General features: G+C 70.7%; 27 protein-coding genes. 6 read left to right on the top strand and 21 right to left on the bottom strand.

What is annotated here, in order from left to right; all coding sequences use genetic code 11:
• Window positions 1–117: 117 nt before the first annotated feature.
• From rplO to rpsJ, 21 genes are all read right to left on the bottom strand, one after another.
• Entirely contained in the window at window positions 118–558 is a 441-nt protein-coding gene (gene rplO / locus PZ894_RS14475) for a 50S ribosomal protein L15 (RefSeq protein ID WP_275745832.1), read from the bottom strand.
• A 1-nt stretch (window position 559) separates the two neighbouring features.
• On the bottom strand, window positions 560–742 hold the full coding sequence (gene rpmD, locus PZ894_RS14480) for a 50S ribosomal protein L30 (protein WP_165228353.1): 183 nt from the start codon (window positions 740–742) through the stop codon (window positions 560–562).
• Window positions 742–1,359, bottom strand: coding sequence for a 30S ribosomal protein S5 (rpsE, locus tag PZ894_RS14485; RefSeq protein WP_275745835.1), 618 nt, complete (start codon window positions 1,357–1,359; stop codon window positions 742–744). The genes rpmD and rpsE overlap by 1 nt, the downstream gene beginning before the upstream one ends.
• A gap of 34 nt (window positions 1,360–1,393) precedes the next feature.
• The gene (gene rplR, locus PZ894_RS14490; protein WP_275745837.1) at window positions 1,394–1,777 is read right to left on the bottom strand and encodes a 50S ribosomal protein L18; all 384 of its coding nucleotides are present in this window, start codon (window positions 1,775–1,777) and stop codon (window positions 1,394–1,396) included.
• 2 nt (window positions 1,778–1,779) lie between these two features.
• Complete coding sequence (rplF, locus tag PZ894_RS14495; RefSeq protein ID WP_275745838.1) at window positions 1,780–2,319, bottom strand: 50S ribosomal protein L6; 540 nt, start codon at window positions 2,317–2,319, stop codon at window positions 1,780–1,782.
• 29 nt (window positions 2,320–2,348) lie between these two features.
• A complete protein-coding gene (gene rpsH, locus PZ894_RS14500; RefSeq protein ID WP_275745839.1) occupies window positions 2,349–2,756 on the bottom strand; it encodes a 30S ribosomal protein S8 in 408 nt (135 codons plus the stop codon).
• Between the two features lie 83 nt (window positions 2,757–2,839).
• The gene (locus PZ894_RS14505; RefSeq protein WP_011757321.1) at window positions 2,840–3,025 is read right to left on the bottom strand and encodes a type Z 30S ribosomal protein S14; all 186 of its coding nucleotides are present in this window, start codon (window positions 3,023–3,025) and stop codon (window positions 2,840–2,842) included.
• 1 nt (window position 3,026) lies between these two features.
• Window positions 3,027–3,608, bottom strand: a complete 582-nt coding sequence (gene rplE / locus PZ894_RS14510; protein WP_275745840.1) for a 50S ribosomal protein L5 — start codon at window positions 3,606–3,608, stop codon at window positions 3,027–3,029.
• Entirely contained in the window at window positions 3,608–3,973 is a 366-nt protein-coding gene (gene rplX / locus PZ894_RS14515) for a 50S ribosomal protein L24 (protein WP_275745841.1), read from the bottom strand. The genes rplE and rplX overlap by 1 nt, the downstream gene beginning before the upstream one ends.
• A gap of 3 nt (window positions 3,974–3,976) precedes the next feature.
• Window positions 3,977–4,345, bottom strand: a complete 369-nt coding sequence (gene rplN, locus PZ894_RS14520) for a 50S ribosomal protein L14 (protein ID WP_205473917.1) — start codon at window positions 4,343–4,345, stop codon at window positions 3,977–3,979.
• Window positions 4,346–4,423: 78 nt separating this feature from the next.
• Complete coding sequence (gene rpsQ, locus PZ894_RS14525) at window positions 4,424–4,705, bottom strand: 30S ribosomal protein S17 (protein WP_275745844.1); 282 nt, start codon at window positions 4,703–4,705, stop codon at window positions 4,424–4,426.
• Complete coding sequence (rpmC, locus tag PZ894_RS14530) at window positions 4,705–4,968, bottom strand: 50S ribosomal protein L29 (RefSeq protein ID WP_345799159.1); 264 nt, start codon at window positions 4,966–4,968, stop codon at window positions 4,705–4,707. The genes rpsQ and rpmC overlap by 1 nt, the downstream gene beginning before the upstream one ends.
• The gene (rplP, locus tag PZ894_RS14535; RefSeq protein WP_183591871.1) at window positions 4,962–5,381 is read right to left on the bottom strand and encodes a 50S ribosomal protein L16; all 420 of its coding nucleotides are present in this window, start codon (window positions 5,379–5,381) and stop codon (window positions 4,962–4,964) included. The genes rpmC and rplP overlap by 7 nt, the downstream gene beginning before the upstream one ends.
• Before the next feature lie 3 nt (window positions 5,382–5,384).
• Window positions 5,385–6,224: a 30S ribosomal protein S3 gene (gene rpsC / locus PZ894_RS14540; RefSeq protein ID WP_275745847.1), complete on the bottom strand. Its 840-nt coding sequence runs from the start codon at window positions 6,222–6,224 to the stop codon at window positions 5,385–5,387.
• Window positions 6,224–6,661, bottom strand: coding sequence for a 50S ribosomal protein L22 (gene rplV, locus PZ894_RS14545; protein ID WP_275745848.1), 438 nt, complete (start codon window positions 6,659–6,661; stop codon window positions 6,224–6,226). Before rplV ends, rpsC begins: the two co-directional genes overlap by 1 nt.
• Complete coding sequence (gene rpsS / locus PZ894_RS14550) at window positions 6,658–6,939, bottom strand: 30S ribosomal protein S19 (protein ID WP_028636408.1); 282 nt, start codon at window positions 6,937–6,939, stop codon at window positions 6,658–6,660. Before rpsS ends, rplV begins: the two co-directional genes overlap by 4 nt.
• Window positions 6,940–6,945: 6 nt before the next feature.
• A complete protein-coding gene (rplB, locus tag PZ894_RS14555; RefSeq protein ID WP_275745849.1) occupies window positions 6,946–7,782 on the bottom strand; it encodes a 50S ribosomal protein L2 in 837 nt (278 codons plus the stop codon).
• Window positions 7,783–7,811: 29 nt separating this feature from the next.
• Window positions 7,812–8,117 (bottom strand): 50S ribosomal protein L23, encoded by a 306-nt coding sequence (gene rplW, locus PZ894_RS14560; RefSeq protein ID WP_275745851.1) that lies wholly within the window; start codon window positions 8,115–8,117, stop codon window positions 7,812–7,814.
• A complete protein-coding gene (rplD, locus tag PZ894_RS14565; RefSeq protein ID WP_275745853.1) occupies window positions 8,114–8,767 on the bottom strand; it encodes a 50S ribosomal protein L4 in 654 nt (217 codons plus the stop codon). Before rplD ends, rplW begins: the two co-directional genes overlap by 4 nt.
• Before the next feature lie 2 nt (window positions 8,768–8,769).
• Window positions 8,770–9,444, bottom strand: a complete 675-nt coding sequence (gene rplC / locus PZ894_RS14570; RefSeq protein WP_275745855.1) for a 50S ribosomal protein L3 — start codon at window positions 9,442–9,444, stop codon at window positions 8,770–8,772.
• Window positions 9,445–9,454: 10 nt separating this feature from the next.
• Window positions 9,455–9,763 carry a 30S ribosomal protein S10 gene (gene rpsJ / locus PZ894_RS14575; protein WP_008360994.1) on the bottom strand — a complete coding sequence of 103 codons (309 nt, stop codon included), beginning with the start codon at window positions 9,761–9,763 and terminating at the stop codon, window positions 9,455–9,457.
• A 373-nt stretch (window positions 9,764–10,136) separates the two neighbouring features.
• Between rpsJ and PZ894_RS14580 the strand changes: the two genes are divergently transcribed.
• The 6 genes from PZ894_RS14580 to PZ894_RS14605 are packed head-to-tail and all read left to right on the top strand — an operon-like array spanning window position 10,137 to window position 15,574.
• Entirely contained in the window at window positions 10,137–11,285 is a 1,149-nt protein-coding gene (locus tag PZ894_RS14580) for a dihydrodipicolinate reductase (protein WP_275745863.1), read from the top strand.
• Complete coding sequence (locus tag PZ894_RS14585) at window positions 11,282–11,782, top strand: carboxymuconolactone decarboxylase family protein (protein ID WP_275745865.1); 501 nt, start codon at window positions 11,282–11,284, stop codon at window positions 11,780–11,782. Before PZ894_RS14580 ends, PZ894_RS14585 begins: the two co-directional genes overlap by 4 nt.
• A gap of 12 nt (window positions 11,783–11,794) precedes the next feature.
• Window positions 11,795–12,862: a hypothetical protein gene (locus tag PZ894_RS14590; protein ID WP_275745867.1), complete on the top strand. Its 1,068-nt coding sequence runs from the start codon at window positions 11,795–11,797 to the stop codon at window positions 12,860–12,862.
• The gene (locus PZ894_RS14595; protein ID WP_275745868.1) at window positions 12,859–13,479 is read left to right on the top strand and encodes a DUF4129 domain-containing protein; all 621 of its coding nucleotides are present in this window, start codon (window positions 12,859–12,861) and stop codon (window positions 13,477–13,479) included. The genes PZ894_RS14590 and PZ894_RS14595 overlap by 4 nt, the downstream gene beginning before the upstream one ends.
• Complete coding sequence (locus PZ894_RS14600; protein WP_275745869.1) at window positions 13,476–14,609, top strand: DUF4350 domain-containing protein; 1,134 nt, start codon at window positions 13,476–13,478, stop codon at window positions 14,607–14,609. The genes PZ894_RS14595 and PZ894_RS14600 overlap by 4 nt, the downstream gene beginning before the upstream one ends.
• A complete protein-coding gene (locus PZ894_RS14605) occupies window positions 14,606–15,574 on the top strand; it encodes a MoxR family ATPase (RefSeq protein ID WP_275745870.1) in 969 nt (322 codons plus the stop codon). Before PZ894_RS14600 ends, PZ894_RS14605 begins: the two co-directional genes overlap by 4 nt.
• Window positions 15,575–15,578: the final 4 nt, after the last annotated feature.

Here is a 15,578-nt window from a genome sequence, read left to right on the forward strand (position 1 = left end):
GCGGGTGCAGGCTGGATGCGCGTCGGGGGGGGGGGGGGGGGGGGGGGGGGGGGGGCGGTGATCCTGTCGTACGACAGGATCACCGCGCCCGGAACGCTGGTGGCGGTCAAGCCGGAGTCACAGGACCGTCGCGGTGCCGCCGGCGGCCTCGATCTTCTCCTTGGCCGAGGCGGAGAACGCCTGGGCGCTCACCTGGACGGCCACGGACAGCTGGCCCTGGCCGAGGACCTTGACCGGGTGGCCGTCGCGGACGGCACCCTTGGCCACGAGGTCGTCGACCCCGATGGCGCCACCCTCGGGGAAGAGCGCGTTGATGCGGTCGAGGTTGACGACCTGGAACTCCACCTTGAACGGGTTCTTGAAGCCCTTGAGCTTCGGCAGCCGCATGTGGATCGGCATCTGGCCACCCTCGAAGGAGGCCGGGACCTGGTAGCGAGCCTTGGTGCCCTTGGTACCGCGGCCCGCGGTCTTGCCCTTGGAGCCCTCACCGCGACCCACGCGGGTCTTGGCGGTCTTCGCGCCGGGGGCAGGACGCAGGTGGTGCAGCTTGAGCGTCATGTCAGTCGACCTCCTCGACCGTCACGAGGTGACGGACGGTGTGGACCATGCCGCGGATCTCCGGACGGTCCTCCTTGACGACCACGTCGCCGATCCGCTTGAGACCGAGCGTGCGCAGCGTCTCGCGCTGGTTGGCCTTGCAGCCGATCGTGGACTTCTTCTGCTGGACCTTCAGCTGGGCCATCAGGAGGACACCTCCTCGGAGACCCCCGCGGGGACCTCGACCCGAGCCTTCAGCAGCGCCGCCGGCGTCACCTGCTCGACCGGCAGGCCGCGACGGGCGGCCACGGCCTCGGGCTGCTCCAGCATCCGGAGCGCCTCGACCGTCGCGTGCACGATGTTGATCTGGTTCGACGAGCCGAGCGACTTGCTCAGCACGTCGTGGATGCCGGCGCACTCCAGCACCGCACGCACCGGACCACCGGCGATCACGCCGGTACCGGGCGCGGCCGGACGCAGGAGGACGACACCGGCCGCCTTCTCGCCCTGGACCGGGTGCGGGATCGTGCCCTGGATACGGGGAACGCGGAAGAAGTGCTTCTTCGCCTCCTCGACACCCTTGGCGATCGCGGCCGGGACCTCCTTGGCCTTGCCGTAGCCGACACCGACCAGACCGTCGCCGTCGCCGACGACCACGAGGGCGGTGAAGCTGAAGCGACGACCACCCTTCACGACCTTGGCGACACGGTTGATCGCGACGACGCGCTCGATGTAGGCGGTCTTGTCAGCGCCCTGGCCGCGACGGTCGTCCCGTCCGCCCCGGCGCTCGCCACCGCGCTGTCCGCGCTGGGCTCCGCTCATGAGACTGTTCCTCTTCTCTCTCAGGTCTTCGCGATCAGAAGGTCAGGCCGCCGCTGCGGGCGCCATCGGCCAGGGCCGCGACGCGGCCGTGGTACTTGTTACCGGCACGGTCGAACACGACGTCGGAGACGCCGGCCGACTTGGCCCGCTCGGCGACGAGCTCGCCGACCTTCTTGGCCTTCGCGGTCTTGTCGCCCTCGAAGCCGCGCAGGTCCGCCTCCATGGTGGACGCCGACGCGAGGGTCTTGCCCACCAGGTCGTCGACGACCTGGACGGTGATGTGCTTCGACGAGCGGGTGACCACCAGGCGCGGACGCTCGGCGGTGCCGTGGACCTTCTTGCGACCGCGGACCTGGCGGCGCAGGCGCGACTTCGTGCGCGCTGCGGTGTGCTTGTTGTTCGACAGCGAGATCGCCATGGTCACTTACCAGCCTTTCCGACCTTGCGGCGGATGTGCTCACCCGCGTAGCGAACGCCCTTGCCCTTGTAGGGCTCCGGCTTGCGCAGCTTGCGGATGTTGGCGGCAACCTCGCCGACGAGCTGCTTGTCGATGCCCTGGACACCGAGCTTGGTCGGGCCGTCGACGGTGAAGGTGATGCCCTCGGGGGCGTTGAACGTGATCGGGTGCGAGTACCCGAGCTGGAACTCCAGCTGGGTCGGGCCCTTGGACAGGACGCGGTAGCCGACGCCCACGATCTCGAGCTTCTTCTCGTAGCCCTCGGTCACGCCGACGACCATGTTGTTGACCAGCGTGCGCGTCAGGCCGTGCAGGGCCTTGCTCTCACGCTCGTCGTCGGGTCGCCGGACGTCGAGGACGCCGTCGGTCTTCTCGATCGTGATCGGGGTCGCCACCGTGTGCGAGAGGGTGCCCTTCGGGCCCTTCACCGTCACCACGGGGCCGTCGATCGCGACGTCGACCCCCGACGGGACCGCGATCGGAAGCTTGCCAATGCGCGACATGCTCTTCTACTCCTTCGCAGTACTCGTCGTCACCAGACGTAGGCGAGGACTTCCCCACCCACGCCCTTCTGGTTGGCCTGGCGGTCGGTCAGCAGACCCTGGCTCGTCGAGATGATCGCGACGCCCAGGCCGCCGAGCACCTTCGGGAGACCCGTGTGCTTGGCGTAGACCCGGAGGCCGGGCTTGCTGATCCGGCGGACGCCCGCGATCGAGCGCTCCCGGTTGCGGCCGTACTTGAGGGTGATGGTCAGCGTCTTGCCGACCTCGCCCTCGGCCGGCTCCTGCACGTCGTACGACGTGATGTAGCCCTCCTGTCGGAGGATCTCCGCGACGCCGGCCTTCAGCTTGCTGTAGGGCATCGACACCGCGTCGTGGTACGCCTGGTTGGCGTTGCGCAGACGGGTGAGCATGTCTGCGATCGGGTCAGTCATCGTCATGATGGAAGTTCTTTCTCGTCGTGGTTTCGCCCGCTGCGCCCGGTTCTCCGGCGGCCGAGACGACCTTCAACGTGTTGAGGTGGTTACCAGGAGGACTTGGTGACGCCGGGCAGCTCGCCGCGGTGCGCCATCTCCCGCAGGCAGATGCGGCAGAGGCCGAACTTGCGGTAGACGGCCTTCGGACGCCCGCAGCGCTGGCAGCGGGTGTAGCCCCGCACCGCGAACTTCGGCTTGCGAGCGGCCTTGACCTTCAGAGCGGTCTTCGCCATGTCAGTTGCCCTCCTTGAACGGGAACCCGAGCTGCTTGAGCAGCGCGCGGCCCTGCTCGTCGTTGGTGGCGGTCGTGACGATCGTGATGTCCATGCCGCGGGACCGGTCGATCCGGTCCTGGTCGATCTCGTGGAACATGACCTGCTCGGTGAGACCGAAGGTGTAGTTGCCGCGACCGTCGAACTGGTTCGGGTTCAGACCGCGGAAGTCACGGATCCGGGGCAGCGCCAGCGACAGCAGACGGTCCAGGAACTCCCACATCCGGTCGCCGCGCAGCGTGGTGTGCGCACCGATCGGCATGCCCTCACGCAGCTTGAACTGTGCGATGGACTTGCGGGCCTTGGTGACCAGCGGCTTCTGGCCGGTGATCGCGGTGAGGTCGCGGACCGCACCCTCGATCAGCTTCGAGTCGCGTGCCGCCTCGCCGACGCCCATGTTGACCACGATCTTGGTCAGGCCGGGCACCTGCATGACGTTGGCGATCTCGAACTCCGACTTGAGCGCGGGGAGGATCTCCTCGCGGTAGCGGGTCTTCAGACGCGGGGCGACCGCGGCGGACGCAGTCGTGGTGGTCTCGGTCATCAGATTTCCTTGCCGGTCTTGCGCGAGATGCGGACGCTGCGCTCGGCCTGGTAGGTCGAGCCGTCGGGGCGGCGCTTGGTGACCTCGTCGCGCCGGAAGCCGACCCGGGTCACGCCGTCGCCCTCGACGAGCATGACGTTGGAGACGTGGATCGGGGCCTCGGTGGTGATGATGCCGCCGGTGGTGCCGGCGCGGCCGCCCTGGTTGACGACCTTGGTGTGCCGCTTGACGCGGTTGACGCCCTCGACGATCACCCGCTGCTCCTCGCGGAGCACCTGGATGACCTTGCCCTCGGCACCCTTGTCCTTGCCGGCGATCACCTTGACGGTGTCGCCCTTCTTGATGTTCACGCTGTTCTTGCCCATGAGTCAGAGCACCTCCGGCGCGAGCGAGATGATCTTCATGAACTTCTTCTCGCGCAGCTCGCGGCCCACGGGGCCGAAAATGCGGGTGCCTCGCGGCTCGCCGTCCGCCTTGAGGATGACGGCGGCGTTCTCGTCGAAGCGGATGTACGAGCCGTCGGGACGACGACGCTCCTTGACGGTGCGCACGACGACAGCCTTGACGACGTCACCCTTCTTCACGTTGCCACCGGGGATCGCGTCCTTCACGGTGGCGACGATGACGTCGCCGATGCCGGCGTAGCGGCGACCCGAGCCACCGAGAACACGGATGCAGAGGATCTCCTTCGCACCGGTGTTGTCGGCGACCTTGAGTCGCGACTCCTGCTGAATCATTTCTTCTCCTGGTTGTCGTGCCGGTTCTCACGCCGCACGCGGCGGTGAGCCTGGCCGAACTGGGCCGAAATCGGGGAACTACTTGGCGCGCTCGAGGATCTCGACCACGCGCCAGCGCTTCGTGGCCGACAGCGGGCGGGTCTCCATCAGGAGCACCCGGTCGCCGATGCCGCACTCGTTCTTCTCGTCGTGCGCCTTCAGCTTGCTCGTGCGGCGCAAGACCTTGCCGTAGAGCGCGTGCTTGACGCGGTCCTCGACGGACACGACCACGGTCTTGTCCATCTTGTCGCTGACGACCAGGCCCTCGCGGACCTTCCGGGCGTTCCGCTCACCAGCGCTCGCCTGAGCCTGCTCGCTCATCAGGCGTCACCATCCTCGTTGCTGTGCTGCTCATCGGTGTCTTGGCCCGGGGTCGGCCGGATGCCGAGCTCGCGCTCGCGCACCACGGTGTAGATCCGGGCGATGTCCTTCTTGACCGTGCGGAGCCGGCCGTGGCTCTCCAGCTGGCCGGTGGCCGCCTGGAAGCGGAGGTTGAAGAGCTCCTCCTTGGCCTCGCGCAGCTTCGACTCGAGGTCCACGGCGTTCAGCTCGTCGAGCTCGTGAGCCTTGGTCGCCATCAGAATTCACCTGCCTCACGGGAGACGAAGCGGCACTTCATCGGGAGCTTGTGCATCGCGCGGCGCATGGCCTCGCGAGCGGTTCCCTCGTCCACGCCGGAGAGTTCGAACATGACACGGCCCGGCTTCACGTTGGCGACCCACCACTCGGGCGAGCCCTTGCCGGAGCCCATGCGGGTCTCGGCCGGCTTCTTGGTGAGCGGGCGGTCGGGGTAGATGTTGATCCAGACCTTGCCGCCACGCTTGATGTGGCGGGTCATCGCGATACGGGCCGACTCGATCTGGCGGTTGGTCACGTAGTGACCCTCGACCGCCTGGATGCCGAAGTCGCCGAAGGCGAGCCGGGTGCCGCCCTTGGCCGCACCGGTCCGCTTCGGGTGGTGCTGCTTGCGGTGCTTGACACGACGGGGCATCAGCATGGGTCAGCCCTCCTGGGTCTCGGCCGGAGCGGTGGCCTGCGCGGTGTCGCCACCGGCCGGAGCCTCGGTCGCGGCGGGGGCGTCGGCGCCACGGTCCGCACGCGACGGACGGTCACCGCGCGAGCCCCGGGTCGGACGGTCGCCACCACGGGACGGACGACCGCTGCGACCGGGCACGCCCGCACGGGCGGCGGCCTGGGCCTGGCGCTCGGCACGGGTGCCGGCGACCTCGCCCTTGTAGATCCAGACCTTCACGCCGATGCGGCCGAAGGTCGTGCGGGCCTCGTAGAACCCGTAGTCGATGTCGGCGCGGAGGGTGTGCAGCGGCACGCGGCCCTCGCGGTAGAACTCGGTGCGCGACATCTCGGCGCCGTTGAGGCGGCCGGAGCACTGGATCCGGATGCCCTTGGCACCGGAGCGCATCGAGGTCTGCATCGCCTTGCGCATCGCGCGACGGAACTGCACCCGGCCCGAAAGCTGCTCGGCGACGCCCTGGGCGACCAGCTGCGCGTCGATCTCGGGGTTCTTGACCTCGAGGATGTTCAGCTGGACCTGCTTGCCGGTGAGCTTCTCGAGCTCGCCGCGGATGCGGTCGGCCTCGGCGCCGCGGCGGCCGATGACGATGCCCGGGCGCGCCGTGTGGATGTCCACGCGGACGCGGTCACGGGTGCGCTCGATCTCGACCTTGGCGATGCCGGCCCGCTCCATGCCCTTGGAGAGCAGCTTGCGGATGGCGACGTCCTCGCCGACGTACGACTTGTAGAGCTTGTCGGCGTACCAACGGCTCTTGTGGTCCGTCGAGATGCCCAGACGGAAACCGTTCGGGTTGATCTTCTGGCCCATCAGGCACTCTTCCTCTTCTTGGCGGTCGCCTTCTTCTCCACCACGTCGGCCGGCTGGACGACCAGCGTGATGTGGCTGGTGCGCTTGTTGATCCGGGTCGCACGACCCTGCGCACGCGGACGCCAACGCTTCATGGTCGGACCCTCGTCGACCTGGGCGACGGAGACGACCAGGTCGTTCGCGTCGAGGCCCTCGGTGGTCTCGGCGTTCGCGACGGCGCTCTCCAGCACCTTCAGGACGGTCTCGGAGGCGGCCTGCGGCGCGAACTGCAGCAGGGCCGAGGCCTCCTCGACGGGCAGACCGCGCACCATGTCGACGACACGGCGGGCCTTCATCGGGGTGATCCGCGTGTAGCGGGCGCTGGCGAACGCACCCGGCTGGTCGCCGAGCAGCGACTCGCGGCGCGCGCTGACGCGCTGGCGGTCTCCTGCGCTCATCGACGGCGCCCCTTCCGGTCTTCCTTGACGTGCCCGCGGTAGGTGCGGGTGGGAGCGAACTCCCCGAGCTTGTGGCCGACCATCGCGTCGGTCACGAAGACCGGCACGTGCTTGCGACCGTCGTGGACCGCGATCGTGTGACCGATCATGTCCGGGACGATCATCGAGCGGCGCGACCAGGTCTTGATGACGTTGTGGCTGCCCTTCTCGTTCTCCGCGTCCACCTTCTTCTGCAGGTGGTCGTCGACGAAGGGACCCTTCTTCAGGCTGCGAGGCATCTTTGGTTACTTCCTACCCTTGCCGGACTTGCGACGGCGGATGATCTGGGAGTCGGAGGCCTTGCGCTTGCGCGTGCGACCCTCGGGCTTGCCCCAGGGCGAGACCGGGTGACGACCACCGGAGGTCTTGCCCTCACCACCACCGTGCGGGTGGTCGACCGGGTTCATGACGACACCACGGACGGTCGGGCGCTTGCCCTTCCACCGCATGCGGCCGGCCTTGCCCCAGTTGATGTTCGACTGCTCGGCGTTGCCGACCTCGCCGACGGTGGCGCGGCAGCGCACGTCGACGAAGCGCATCTCGCCGGACGGCATGCGCAGCGTCGCGCGACTTCCCTCGCGAGCGACGAGCTGGGCGGAGTTGCCGGCCGAGCGGGCGATCTTCGCGCCACCGCCCGGACGCAGCTCCACGCAGTGGATGGTGGTACCGACCGGGATGTTGCGCAGCGGCAGGTTGTTGCCGGGCTTGATGTCGGCGTTCGGACCGGACTCCACGCGGGTGCCCTGCGCCAGGTCCCTCGGCGCGATGATGTAGCGCTTCTCGCCGTCGACGTAGTGCAGCAGCGCGATGCGCGCGGTGCGGTTGGGGTCGTACTCGATGTGAGCGACCTTGGCCGGCACGCCGTCCTTGTCGTAGCGACGGAAGTCGACGATGCGGTAGGCGCGCTTGTGGCCGCCGCCCTGGTGCCGGGTGGTGATCCGACCCTGGTTGTTGCGGCCGCCCTTCTTGGGCAGCGGACGCGTCAGCGACTTCTCCGGCGTGGTCCGGGTGATCTCGACGAAGTCAGCGACCGACGAGCCACGACGGCCCGGGGTGGTCGGCTTGTACTTGCGGATTGCCATGTGTCTTCAGTCCTCTAGTCCGACGCCGGTCAGGAGACCGGGCCTCCGAAGATGTCGATCCGGTGGCCCTCGGCCAGGCTGACGATCGCGCGCTTGGTGTCCTTGCGCTTGCCCAGGCCGTTGCGCGTACGACGCGTCTTGCCGGGACGGTTGATCGTGTTGACCGAGGTCACCTTGACGTTGAACACCTTCTCGACCGCGATCTTGATCTCGGTCTTGTTCGCGTCGGGGTGCACCAGGAAGGTGTACTTGTTCGCGTCGAGGAGGCCGTAGCTCTTCTCGGACACGACCGGCGCGAGCAGGATGTCGCGGTGGTCCTTGTGCAGGGTGCTCACTTGGCAGCCTCCTCAGCGGCGACGTTCTTGCCCTGGGCCGCGTTCACGAAGGCGTCGTAGGACCCCTGCGTGAAGACGATGTCGTCCGAGGCGAGCACGTCGTAGGTGTTGAGCTGGTCGACCGCCACGATGTGCACCTGCGGCGCGTTGCGCAGCGAGAGCCAGGTGACGGAGTCGGTGCGCTCGAGCACGACGAGGAAGTTGCCGCGGTCGGAGACGCTCGCCAGCGCGGCCAGCGCGGCCTTGGTCGACGGGGTCTCGGCGCTGATCAGCGACTCGACGACGTGGATCCGGTCGTTGCGCGCCCGGTCGGAGAGGGCGCCACGGAGCGCGGCGGCCTTCATCTTCTTGGGGGTGCGCTGGTCGTACTTGCGCGGCTGCGGGCCGTGCACGGTGCCACCGCCGGCGAACTGCGGGGCGCGGGTCGAGCCCTGGCGGGCGCGGCCGGTGCCCTTCTGCTTGTAGGGCTTCCGGCCACCGCCGCGGACCTCGCCGCGGGTCTTGGTGGCGTGGGTGCCCTGGCGCGCAGCGGCCTGCTGGGCGACGACGACCTGGTGGATCAGGGGGACGTTGACCTCGACGTCGAAGATCTCGGCGGGAAGGTCGACCTTGGCGACCTTCGCGGCCGCAGCCTTCTTCGTGGTAGCCATGCTCAGACCTCCTTGCCGGAAGTGACGGACTGCTTGGCGGCCGAGCGGAGGACCACGAGACCGCCCTTGGGGCCGGGGACGGCGCCCTTGAGGAGGATCAGGCCCTTCTCCACGTCGACGGCGTGGACGGTGACGTTCTGGGTGGTGACCGTGTCGGAGCCCATCCGGCCCGCCATCCGCACACCCTTGAACACGCGACCCGGGGTGGCGCACGCGCCGATGGAGCCCGGCTTGCGGTGGTTGCGGTGCGCACCGTGCGAGGCGGAGACGCCCGCGAAGCCGTGGCGCTTCATCGTGCCCGCGAAGCCCTTGCCCTTGCTGGTGCCGGTCACGTCGATGTCGTCGCCCGCGGCGAAGGTGTCGACGGGCAGTTCCTGGCCGACCGTGAACTCGGCGGCGAGGGCGGTGCGGATCTCGACGAGGTGGCGACGCGGGGTGGTGCCGGCCTTCGTGAACTGTCCGGCCATCGGCTTGGTCACCTTGCGGCCGTCGATCTCGCCGTAGCCGACCTGGATGGCGTTGTAGCCGTCGCTGTCGGGCGTGCGGACCAGGGTGACGACGTTCGCACCGGCGTCGATCACGGTCACGGGGACGACGCGGTTGTTCTCGTCCCAGACCTGGGTCATGCCGAGCTTGGTGCCCAGCAGGCCCTTCACGTTGCGTTCGAAAGTACTCATGTCCTCGACCTCAGAGCTTGATCTCGATGTCGACGCCGGCGGGAAGGTCGAGCCGCATGAGCGAGTCGACGGTCTTCGGCGTGGGGTCGATGATGTCGATGAGGCGCTTGTGGGTGCGCATCTCGAAGTGCTCGCGGGAGTCCTTGTACTTGTGGGGCGAGCGGATGACGCAGTACACGTTCTTCTCGGTCGGCAGCGGCACCGGGCCGGCGACCTTGGCACCCGTGCGGGTGACCGTGTCCACGATCTTGCGCGCCGAGGTGTCGATCACCTCGTGGTCATAGGCCTTGAGCCTGATGCGGATCTTCTGTCCCGCCATAGGTCTCTCTCGTCCTCACTCGTTCTGTAACCGCGTGCGTGTCCCGGGGCGTCCTCCGGCTTGAGTCGGCCCCGCCCGTGCTTCCCACCGCTCCAGCTCCGACCCCCGCGGTCGGGCGTGTCGCGCAGTTGGGACGCAACACGAGACCGGGGTCTCGCTCTCGCTGTTGGTGACGCCCGACGGTTCGTCGAGCAGATCGGGTCTCCAGGTTCGGTGCTGCCGCACACGCCGACCACCGAGGCTCTCCAGGAGACGCGATTCAGAAGTCAAGATGTGCGGTGCACCCCGGCAACCCGCCGAAGCAACCGGACTATCTTGGCAGAGATCCCACGACAGTCAAAATCGCGCGGGGAGACTCCGCTAGGTTCTCATCATGGCCGGCGAGAACACGTTCCACTTCGGGGCCGGACCCGGCGCCTCCGGCGCTGCGACGAGCGTACCGGTCGTGGTGTGGGGGACGGGGAACATGGGTCGCGCGGCGATCCGCGCCGTCGACGCCCACCCGGGGCTGGTGCTGTCCGGCGTCGTCGTCGCCTCCCGCGCGAAGCGCGGCCGCGACGCCGGGGAGCTGGCCGGGCTCGACCGCACGCTCGGCGTGCCGGCCACCTCCGACGTGGACGCCGCGCTGGCCACGCTCGGCGCGGGCGGCGCAGTCGCCTACATGGCGTCCGGCGACGTCCGGCCCGACGCCGCCCTCGCCGACGTCGCCCGCTCCCTGCGCTCGGGGGCGGTCGTCGTCACCCCGGCGCTCTACGCGCTCTACGATCCGCGCCATGCCCCGGCGGAGCTGACCGGCCCGCTGCGGGCCGCCGCCGAGGAGGGGTCGAGCGCGCTCTTCGCCAGCGGGGTCGACCCGGGCTGGGGCAACGACGTGCTGCCGGTGCTGGTGAGCGCCATGGCCGGCACCGTCGACGAGGTGCGCTGCCAGGAGATCTTCGACTACACCACCTACGACCAGCCCGACTCGGTGCGCTTCCTCGTCGGCATGGGGCAGCCGATGGACTACGAGCCGCCGATGGTGGCGGCCGGTGTGCCGACCATGGTGTGGGGCGGCCAGGTCCGGATGATCGCGCGGGCGCTCGGCGTCGACCTCGACGAGATCCGGGAGACGCTCGAGCGGCGCCCCCTCGACGCCGACACGACCAACGCGATGGGGCTGTTCGAGGCGGGCAGCCAGGGCGCGCTGCGTTTCGAGGTCCAGGGCATCGTCGACGGGGTCCCCCGCGTCGTCGTCGAGCACGTCACCCGGATCGACCCCGGCTGCGCCCCGGACTGGCCGATCCCGCCCGACGGTGGCGCGGGCGCCCACCGGGTCGTCATCGAGGGGCGCCCGCGCATCGAGGTGAGCGTCGAGGCCACCGACGAGGGCGGCAACCGCGCCGCCGGCGGCAACGCGACCGCCGCGAACCGTCTGGTCAACGCGATCCCCTGGTTGACCGCGGCCCCGCCCGGTCTGTACGACGGGCTCGACGTACCCCTCGCCCCCGCGAGCGGACGCCTCCCCGGAAGGAGCACCTCGTGATCGTCGACCTGCCCGACGACAAGGACCCGATCCTCTACGTCTGGGGAGAGATGGTGCCCGGCATCGGGACCGCAGCCTCCCGCTTCGCCACCAGCGTCTACGAGCACACCACGCTCGGGCTCCGCGAGTTCGAGGCGGCCAGGCTGCGGATCGCGCAGATCAACGGCTGTCTCTTCTGCCAGGACTGGCGCACCGAGCGCGACGGCGTACGGGTCGAGGACACCTTCGCCGACGCCGTCACCGACTGGCGCTCGACGTCGGCCTTCGACGAGCGCACCCGACTCGCCGCGGAGTACGCCGAGCGGTACGCCCTCGACCACCACGGCCTCGACGACGGGTTCTGGGCGCGGATGAAGGCGTGCTACGCCGACCGCGAGATCGTCGAGCTCTCGATGTGCCTGGGCTCGTGGCTGGCGTTCGGACGCCTCAACCACGTCCTCGGCCTCGACGCGGCCTGCGTGTTGCCCAGCCACCCGGCCTCTCCGCAGTCGGGCTGACAGGATGTGCCCATGTCGGGCAGCCAGTGGTACCCGCCGCCCGGACACGACCCGTCGGGCCGGCCCCCGCCGCCCGGATGGCGGCCGTCGCCGACCGCCGGGCCGCCCGCGCCGCCGGGTTGGGCACCCGGGATGCTCGGCGCCGCCCACAAGCCCGGTGCGATGCCGCTGCGACCGCTCGGGCTCGGCGACGTCTACGACGCGGCGTTCCGGATCATCCGGTTCAACCCACGCGCGACCGTCGGCTCCGCGGTGCTGGTGGCCGCCGTCGCGATGGCGATCCCGCTCCTGGCGACCGCGGCGCTCACCCTGACCGTCGACCTCTCCGCCGAGATGTCCGAGGACACGGCCGACGCGGTCGGCGGGCTGACCGCGCTCGCCGCCCTCGGGACCGGAGCGGTCCTGCAGTACGTGGGCCTCATCTTCGTGACCGGGATGATCGCCCACGTCACCGCGGCCGCCGCGATCGGCCGGCGGCTGACCCTCGGTGAGGCGTGGGCGGCCACCCGCGGCTGCCGCTGGCGGCTGGTCGGGCTCACCCTGCTGATCGCGCTGATCTGGCTCGTCCTCCTCGCGGCGTACGTCGTCGCCTCGGTCGTGGTCATCATGAGCACCAGCTCGTGGGTGCTGCCTGCCGTGTGGTTCGTGCTGACGGCGCCGGTGGGCATCGCGCTGGCGGCCTGGCTGTGGATCCGGCTCACCTACCTCGCCGTGCCGGCGCTGATGGTCGAGCGGACCCGTGTCCTCGCCGGCCTCGGTCGCGCGGTCGCGCTGACCCGGCGGCAGTTCTGGCGCACGTTCGGCATCGCGCTGCTCACGCTCGTCGTCACCTCGGTCGCCGCGCAGGTCCTGACCGTGCCGTTCGGCATCCTCGGCTCCGTGCTCGGCCTCGTCGTCGACGACGCCGGCGTCGCGTTCCTGCTGCTGATGCTGGCCAACGCGCTCGGCACCGTCGTCTCGACCGCCTTCGTCGCGCCGTTCACCGCCGCGGTGACCTCCCTGCAGTACCTCGACCAGCGGATCCGCAAGGAGGCGTACGACGTCGAGCTGATGACCCAGGCGGGGATCACCGCCCCGTGAGCCTCGTGCCGGCGTTGGCGGAGCCGCCGCTCGACCCGTCCGGGGAGGAGGCGCGGTCGCTGCTCGGCCGCGAGCTCCTCCACCCGGACTACCACGAGCACAACCCGATCGAGCAGCTCCTGGACTGGCTCGACCGGATGATCGGCGGCACGATCGACGCCGCGGCCGACGCCCCGCCGCTCTCGACGTTCCTCGCGATCGTGGCGTTCCTGCTGCTCGGGCTCGCGCTCGCGTGGCTGGTCTCGCGCGCCCGGCGTACGCCGCGGGTGGCAGGTGGGCCCGGGCCCGTGGTCGGTGACCGCACGGCGAGCGCCGCCGAGCTGCGCGCGGCCGCCGAGCGCGCCCTCGCCGAGGGCCGGGCGGCCGCGGCGGCGGTCGACGGCTTCCGTGCCCTGACCGTCCGCCAGATCGAGCGTGGGTGGCTCGAGGACCGGCCCGGGGCCACGGCACGCGAGGTGGCGGTCGCGCTGGCGGCGGCGCACCCCGACCTGCGCCACGAGGTCGCGGGCAGCGCCGAGGTGTTCGACGCCGTTCTCTACGGCGGCCGCCCGGCCACCCACGACCAGGCCGCCGCCGTGCTCGCCGTCGACGACGCGCTCGCGGGAGCCCACCGATGAGCGCGACCATCGCGAGCGAGCCGCGGGGCCGCCTGCGCCGCCACCGCGCGACGCTGGTGGTCGCCCTCGGGCTGCTCGCCGCGGTGGCGGTCGTCCTGCTCACCGCCTCGGACGACCGGCGCGCCGGCTACCTCGACCCCGACAACGCCGACCCCGAGGGGGCGCGGGCCGTCGCGGAGGTGCTCGACGACGAGGGCGTCGACGTCGAGGTGGTGCGCGGAGCGGACGACCTCGAGCGCACCGAGGTCGGGGCCGGCACGACGGTCGTCGTCACCTCGACCACGCGGCTCGGCCGCAGCACGAGCCAGCGGCTGCTCGACCATACCGGCGACGCCCGGCTCGTGCTCGTCGAGGCGGAGCCCGGGCTGGCCGACGTGCTCGGCGTACCTGCTCCGAACGAGGTGGTGCCCGAGGACCCGATCGCGGCCGACTGCGCGGACGCGAGGTACGCCGACCTGTCCGTCGACGTCGACCGAGCCCTCGGCTATCCGACAACGGGCTGCTTCACGACGGCCGGCGGTGCCGCGCTGCTCGCCGAGCCCCGACCGGGCCTGGCGCTGCTGGGGGCTGGCGAGGCGCTGACCAACGACCAGGTGCTGCGGGCCGACAACGCGGCGCTGGCGCTGCGGCTGCTCGGCGGGTCCGAGCACCTCATCTGGTACGTGCCGTCGCTCGACGACCTGCGCGCGGGCGACGGGGTGAGCCTGTCGTCGCTGCTGCCGGACTGGCTGCGGCCCGCGCTGCTGCTGGCCGCGGTCGCGACGCTCGCCCTGCTGCTGTGGCGGGCCCGCCGGCTCGGGCCGCTCGCGGTCGAGCCGCTGCCGGTCGCCGTCAAGGCCATCGAGACCACCCGCAGTCGCGGCCGGCTCTATCGCAGGGCGGGCGACCGGGCACACGCCGCCGAGGTGCTGCGCGCCGCGGCGCGCGTGCGTGCCGCCGACCGGCTCCGCCTGGGATCGCACCCGGACCCGGCGGGCCTCGTCCGCGATCTCGCGCGCCACACCGGGCGCCCCGAAGCCGAGATCGACGCGCTCCTCGGGCCGCACGCGGTGCCGCCGACCACCGACCACGACCTGATCACGCTGGCCGACCGGCTGGCCGGGCTCGACAGAGAGGTACGCCGTCCATGAAGACACACGTGAGCGGGGACGAGGCGCGCGAGCGGCTCGGCGCCGTACGCACCGAGGTCGCCAAGGCCGTCGTCGGCCAGGACGCCGCCGTCTCGGGGCTGCTGGTCGCGATGCTGTGCGGCGGACACGTGCTGATGGAGGGGGTGCCCGGGGTGGCGAAGACGCTGCTCGTGCGCACCTTGGCCGAGGCGCTCGCGGTCGACACCCGCCGGGTGCAGTTCACCCCGGACCTGATGCCCGGCGACATCACGGGCTCGATGGTGATCGACAGCCGGCAGGGCGAGCTGTCGTTCCGCGAGGGTCCCCTCTTCACCCACCTGCTGCTCGCCGACGAGATCAACCGGACACCGCCGAAGACCCAGTCGGCGCTGCTGGAGGCGATGGAGGAGGGCCAGGTGTCGGTCGACGGCGTCTCGCGCCCGCTGCCGAGGCCGTTCCTGGTGGCGGCGACCCAGAACCCGATCGAGTACGAAGGCACCTACCCGCTCCCGGAGGCACAGCTCGACCGCTTCCTGCTCAAGGTGGTGCTGCCGGTGCCGGACCGGGCGGCCGAGCTGGAGATCCTGCGCCGGCACGCGAGCGGCTTCGACCCGCGCGACGTCGCCGCGGCCGGCGTACGACCGGTCGCCGGCGCGGCCGACATCGCCGCCGGACGCGAGGCCGTCGGGCAGGTGCAGGTCGGCCCGGAGGTCGCCGGGTACGTCGTCGACATCGCCCGCGCGACGCGCGAGTCACCGTCGCTCAGCCTGGGCGTCAGCCCGCGCGGCGCCACCGCGCTGCTGAAGTCGGCGCGGGCCTGGGCCTGGCTGACCGGCCGCGACTTCGTCACCCCCGACGACGTCAAGGCGCTCGCGCACGCGACGCTCGTGCACCGGCTGGGGCTCAGGCCCGAGGCCGAGCTCGAGGGCGTCGACGTCGCCCAGGTGCTCGCCTCCGCCCTCGGCTCGGTGCCGGTCCCCCGGTAGCCCG

It is taken from the genome of Nocardioides sp. YIM 152315 (genome assembly GCF_029210375.1).
In the GTDB taxonomy this organism is placed as follows: Bacteria; Actinomycetota; Actinomycetes; order Propionibacteriales; family Nocardioidaceae; genus Nocardioides.

What these genes read in the sequence shown, in the direction of transcription:
- rpsJ (WP_008360994.1), bottom strand. Translation starts at nt 9,763, where the DNA reads ATGGCGGGACAGAAGATCCGCATCAGGCTCAAGGCCTATGACCACGAG.
- PZ894_RS14590 (WP_275745867.1), top strand. Translation starts at nt 11,795, where the DNA reads ATGTCGGGCAGCCAGTGGTACCCGCCGCCCGGACACGACCCGTCGGGC.
- rplB (WP_275745849.1), bottom strand. Translation starts at nt 7,782, where the DNA reads ATGGCAATCCGCAAGTACAAGCCGACCACCCCGGGCCGTCGTGGCTCG.
- rplF (WP_275745838.1), bottom strand. Translation starts at nt 2,319, where the DNA reads ATGTCGCGCATTGGCAAGCTTCCGATCGCGGTCCCGTCGGGGGTCGAC.
- rplR (WP_275745837.1), bottom strand. Translation starts at nt 1,777, where the DNA reads ATGGCGATCTCGCTGTCGAACAACAAGCACACCGCAGCGCGCACGAAG.
- rplC (WP_275745855.1), bottom strand. Translation starts at nt 9,444, where the DNA reads ATGAGTACTTTCGAACGCAACGTGAAGGGCCTGCTGGGCACCAAGCTC.
- rplN (WP_205473917.1), bottom strand. Translation starts at nt 4,345, where the DNA reads ATGATTCAGCAGGAGTCGCGACTCAAGGTCGCCGACAACACCGGTGCG.
- rplO (WP_275745832.1), bottom strand. Translation starts at nt 558, where the DNA reads ATGACGCTCAAGCTGCACCACCTGCGTCCTGCCCCCGGCGCGAAGACC.
- PZ894_RS14605 (WP_275745870.1), top strand. Translation starts at nt 14,606, where the DNA reads ATGAAGACACACGTGAGCGGGGACGAGGCGCGCGAGCGGCTCGGCGCC.
- PZ894_RS14600 (WP_275745869.1), top strand. Translation starts at nt 13,476, where the DNA reads ATGAGCGCGACCATCGCGAGCGAGCCGCGGGGCCGCCTGCGCCGCCAC.
- rpsS (WP_028636408.1), bottom strand. Translation starts at nt 6,939, where the DNA reads ATGCCTCGCAGCCTGAAGAAGGGTCCCTTCGTCGACGACCACCTGCAG.
- rplX (WP_275745841.1), bottom strand. Translation starts at nt 3,973, where the DNA reads ATGGGCAAGAACAGCGTGAACATCAAGAAGGGCGACACCGTCAAGGTG.
- PZ894_RS14505 (WP_011757321.1), bottom strand. Translation starts at nt 3,025, where the DNA reads ATGGCGAAGACCGCTCTGAAGGTCAAGGCCGCTCGCAAGCCGAAGTTC.
- rplV (WP_275745848.1), bottom strand. Translation starts at nt 6,661, where the DNA reads ATGAGCGCAGGAGACCGCCAGCGCGTCAGCGCGCGCCGCGAGTCGCTG.
- rpsH (WP_275745839.1), bottom strand. Translation starts at nt 2,756, where the DNA reads ATGACGATGACTGACCCGATCGCAGACATGCTCACCCGTCTGCGCAAC.
- rpsQ (WP_275745844.1), bottom strand. Translation starts at nt 4,705, where the DNA reads ATGAGCGAGCAGGCTCAGGCGAGCGCTGGTGAGCGGAACGCCCGGAAG.
- rplE (WP_275745840.1), bottom strand. Translation starts at nt 3,608, where the DNA reads ATGACCGAGACCACCACGACTGCGTCCGCCGCGGTCGCCCCGCGTCTG.
- rpsE (WP_275745835.1), bottom strand. Translation starts at nt 1,359, where the DNA reads ATGAGCGGAGCCCAGCGCGGACAGCGCGGTGGCGAGCGCCGGGGCGGA.
- rpsC (WP_275745847.1), bottom strand. Translation starts at nt 6,224, where the DNA reads ATGGGCCAGAAGATCAACCCGAACGGTTTCCGTCTGGGCATCTCGACG.
- rpmD (WP_165228353.1), bottom strand. Translation starts at nt 742, where the DNA reads ATGGCCCAGCTGAAGGTCCAGCAGAAGAAGTCCACGATCGGCTGCAAG.
- PZ894_RS14580 (WP_275745863.1), top strand. Translation starts at nt 10,137, where the DNA reads ATGGCCGGCGAGAACACGTTCCACTTCGGGGCCGGACCCGGCGCCTCC.
- rplP (WP_183591871.1), bottom strand. Translation starts at nt 5,381, where the DNA reads ATGCTGATGCCCCGTCGTGTCAAGCACCGCAAGCAGCACCACCCGAAG.
- rplD (WP_275745853.1), bottom strand. Translation starts at nt 8,767, where the DNA reads ATGGCTACCACGAAGAAGGCTGCGGCCGCGAAGGTCGCCAAGGTCGAC.